A 3,036-nucleotide genomic window follows, 5' to 3' on the forward strand; every position below is an offset into this window, starting at 1 on the left:
GCATGGCCCTGGCCGCACCGGCCGCCGATGCGCCCGCGCCTGAACCCGCCGCGCCGGAAATCCCGCCTTCCGTCACCCCTGCGCCGAAACCCGTCGTGGTTCCGCCCGCCGCCCGCCAGGCCGTCCAGGACGCCTACGATGCGGTTCAGAAACGGCGCTGGGCCGATCTCGACCGGCTGGTGCCGCTGGCCGCCGCCGACCCGGTGCTGGGCCTGTACCCGCGCTACTGGGCCTTGCGCAACCGGCTGCAGAACCGCACCCTGCCTGTGCCCGATGCCGAGGTGCGCCAGTTTCTGGCCGATGCGGCCGGCACCTATCTGGACGAACGCATCCGTGCCGACTGGATTCTGGCGGCGACGCGGTCCGGCAACTATACCCAGGCCCTGCAGGTGCCGGCGGTGACCGATGCGTCCGCCTCGGTGCGTTGCGCCCTGCTGCTGTCCCGTCACCAAAGCGGCAAGCGCGCCCGCTCGACCGAAGTCCTGGACGTGTTCCAGCCCAACGCCGACTGCTGGGACCTGCTGGATCAGGTGGCGGCCGACCATATTCTCAGCCGCAAGGAACTGAACGGCCTGCTGCGCGACACCTTGGAAACCGGCAAGCAAGGCAACGCCGACCGCATGGCGGGCGTGGTGTTCGACGAAGCGGCCATGGTGCAGTACGCCGCCTTGATGAAAAATCCGCGCAAGTGGCTGGAGTCCCGCAGCCAGCCCCGCACGGGCGTCGATTTCGAATTGGCGGCCATCGCCCTGTCGCGCCTGGCCCGCAGCGATGACCGGCCCGAGGCTGCCCGTTTCATCCAGGAACGCTGGGCCGGCTGGATGCCCAAGGCCGATTTGCAATGGGTCTGGGGGCAGTTCGGCCTGGTGGCCGCCCTGAACGTCGATCCCGAGGCCGCGCGCTGGTACCGGCAGTCCGGCTTCGTGCCGATGACCGACTACAACCATGCCTGGGAAGTCCGCGCCGAATTGCGGGCCGCGCCGCTGGACTGGAAACGGGTGGGCGAGGCCATCCGCAAAATGACCGCGCTGCAGGCCGATGAGCCCGTCTGGCGCTACTGGTACGGTCGCGCGCTGGCGGCCCAGGGCAATGCCGCGGCCGCGCAGCAGTACTACATGTCCATCGTTGAGGATCAGGGCTTCTACGGCCTGTTGGCGGCCGAGGAACTGGGCCGTACACCGGCCTTGCCCGCCCAGCCGGCGCCGTTGGATCCGGCCTGGACCGCCCAGGCGCGGGCCAATTCCGGCTTGCAGCGTGCCGTGGCCTTGTTCGATCTGGGTTGGCGCCGTGAAGCCGTGCCCGAATGGAATTTCGCCCTGCGCGGCATGAGCGACGCCCAGTTGCGCGGCGCGGCGGAATTCGCCCGCGAACAGCATATCTACGATCGGGTGGTGAACACGTCCCAGTTGACGCGAGGTGTGTCCGATTTCAGCCAGCGTTTCATCGCGCCCTTCGAGGGCCAGGTGGCCGCCAAGGCGCGTCTGATCGATCTGGATCCCGCCTGGGTCTACGGCCTGATCCGCCAGGAATCGCGTTTCATCACCGACGCGCGTTCCCGCGTGGGTGCGTCCGGCCTGATGCAATTGATGCCGGCCACCGCCCGCCACGTGGCGCGCAAGATCGGCATGAAGGACTTCAAGCCTGGGCAGGTCAATGATTTCGACACCAACACGGTCCTGGGGACCAACTACCTGAACATGGTGCTGCAGGACTTGAACGGATCCGAACTGCTGGCCACGGCGGGCTACAACGCCGGGCCGGGGCGGCCGAAGCGCTGGCGCGCGCAGCTTCTGGCGCCGGTCGAGGGCGCGATCTTCGCCGAAACCATCCCCTTTACCGAGACCCGGCTGTACGTGAAAAATGTCCTGTCCAACGCGGTCTACTATTCGATGCTGTTTTCCGGCCAGCCCGACTCGCTGAAGGCGCGTCTGGGCACCATCAGCCCCATGGCCGGGACGCGGACGGCTTTGCCGTGACCGCCGGGAACGATCCAGCGGTCGAGGGTCTGGAGGTCTATATCGTCGGCGGCGCGGTGCGCGACGATCTGTTGGGCCTGCCCGCGGGCGACCGCGATTGGGTGGTGGTGGGCGCCGGCCCCGAGATCATGGCGGCGCGCGGCTTTACGCCGGTGGGCGGGGATTTTCCCGTCTTTCTGCATCCGCGCACGCACGAGGAATACGCCCTGGCGCGCACCGAACGCAAGTCCGGGCGGGGCTACCGGGGGTTTGTGTTTCACGCGGGGCCGGACGTCAGCCTGGCGGACGATCTGCGCCGTCGCGACCTGACGGTCAACGCCATTGCGCGGGCGTCGGATGGGACGCTGATCGATCCCCTGGGCGGTTCGGCCGACGTGCAGGCCCGCGTGCTGCGTCACGTGGGGCCGGCCTTTGCCGAAGACCCGGTGCGCCTATTGCGCCTGGCGCGCTTCGCCGCGCGCTTCCACGATTTTTCCATCGCGCCCGAGACCCTGGATCTGTGCCGCGCGCTGGTGCGCGACGGCGAGGTCGACGCCCTGGTGCCGGAACGAGTCTGGCAGGAATTTGCCAAGGGCTTGATGACGGCGCACCCCGGCCGCATGCTGGACGTGTTGGCCGAATGCGGCGCGCTGGATCGGGTCGCGCCCGGTCTGGCGTGGCATGCCGCCATGGCCGACGGTCTGGCGCAAGGCGCTGCCCGGGGTCTGGACCTGGCCCAGCGCTATGCCCTGCTGTGTCGGGATTCCGCGCCTGAACTGCAGGACCGGCTGCGGGCGCCGTCCGCCTGCCGCGACCTGGCGCGGCTGCTGCCGGGGGTGCTGGAGCGTCTGGTTGCAGTGCCGAACGATGCCGCCGCCTGGCTGGCGCTGCTGGAATCCTGCGATGCGCTGCGTCGTCCCGAGCGTTTCGAGGCGCTGCTGGCCGCGGCCGATTGCGTGTTGGGCGGCATCGATCCGGCGATCTGGATGCAGCGGCTGGCGGCAGTGCGGGCGGTGGACGCGGGCGCCATCGCCCGCGCTGCCGGGGGCGATGCGGCGCGCATCCGGGATGATCTGCGCAC

General features: G+C 69.3%; 2 protein-coding genes. Both read left to right on the plus strand.

All coding sequences use genetic code 11. From position 1 onward, the window contains the following. Window positions 1–1,976, plus strand: a 1,976-nt coding sequence (locus WA983_RS08025) for a transglycosylase SLT domain-containing protein (RefSeq protein ID WP_424311884.1), incomplete at its 5' end; no start/stop codon positions are given. Next, a partial coding sequence (locus WA983_RS08030) for a hypothetical protein (RefSeq protein WP_424311885.1) occupies window positions 1,973–3,036 on the plus strand: 1,064 nt, incomplete at its 3' end. The genes WA983_RS08025 and WA983_RS08030, both read left to right, overlap by 4 nt.

It is taken from the genome of Castellaniella sp. (assembly GCF_049650445.1).
In the GTDB taxonomy this organism is placed as follows: Bacteria; Pseudomonadota; Gammaproteobacteria; order Burkholderiales; family Burkholderiaceae_B; genus Castellaniella.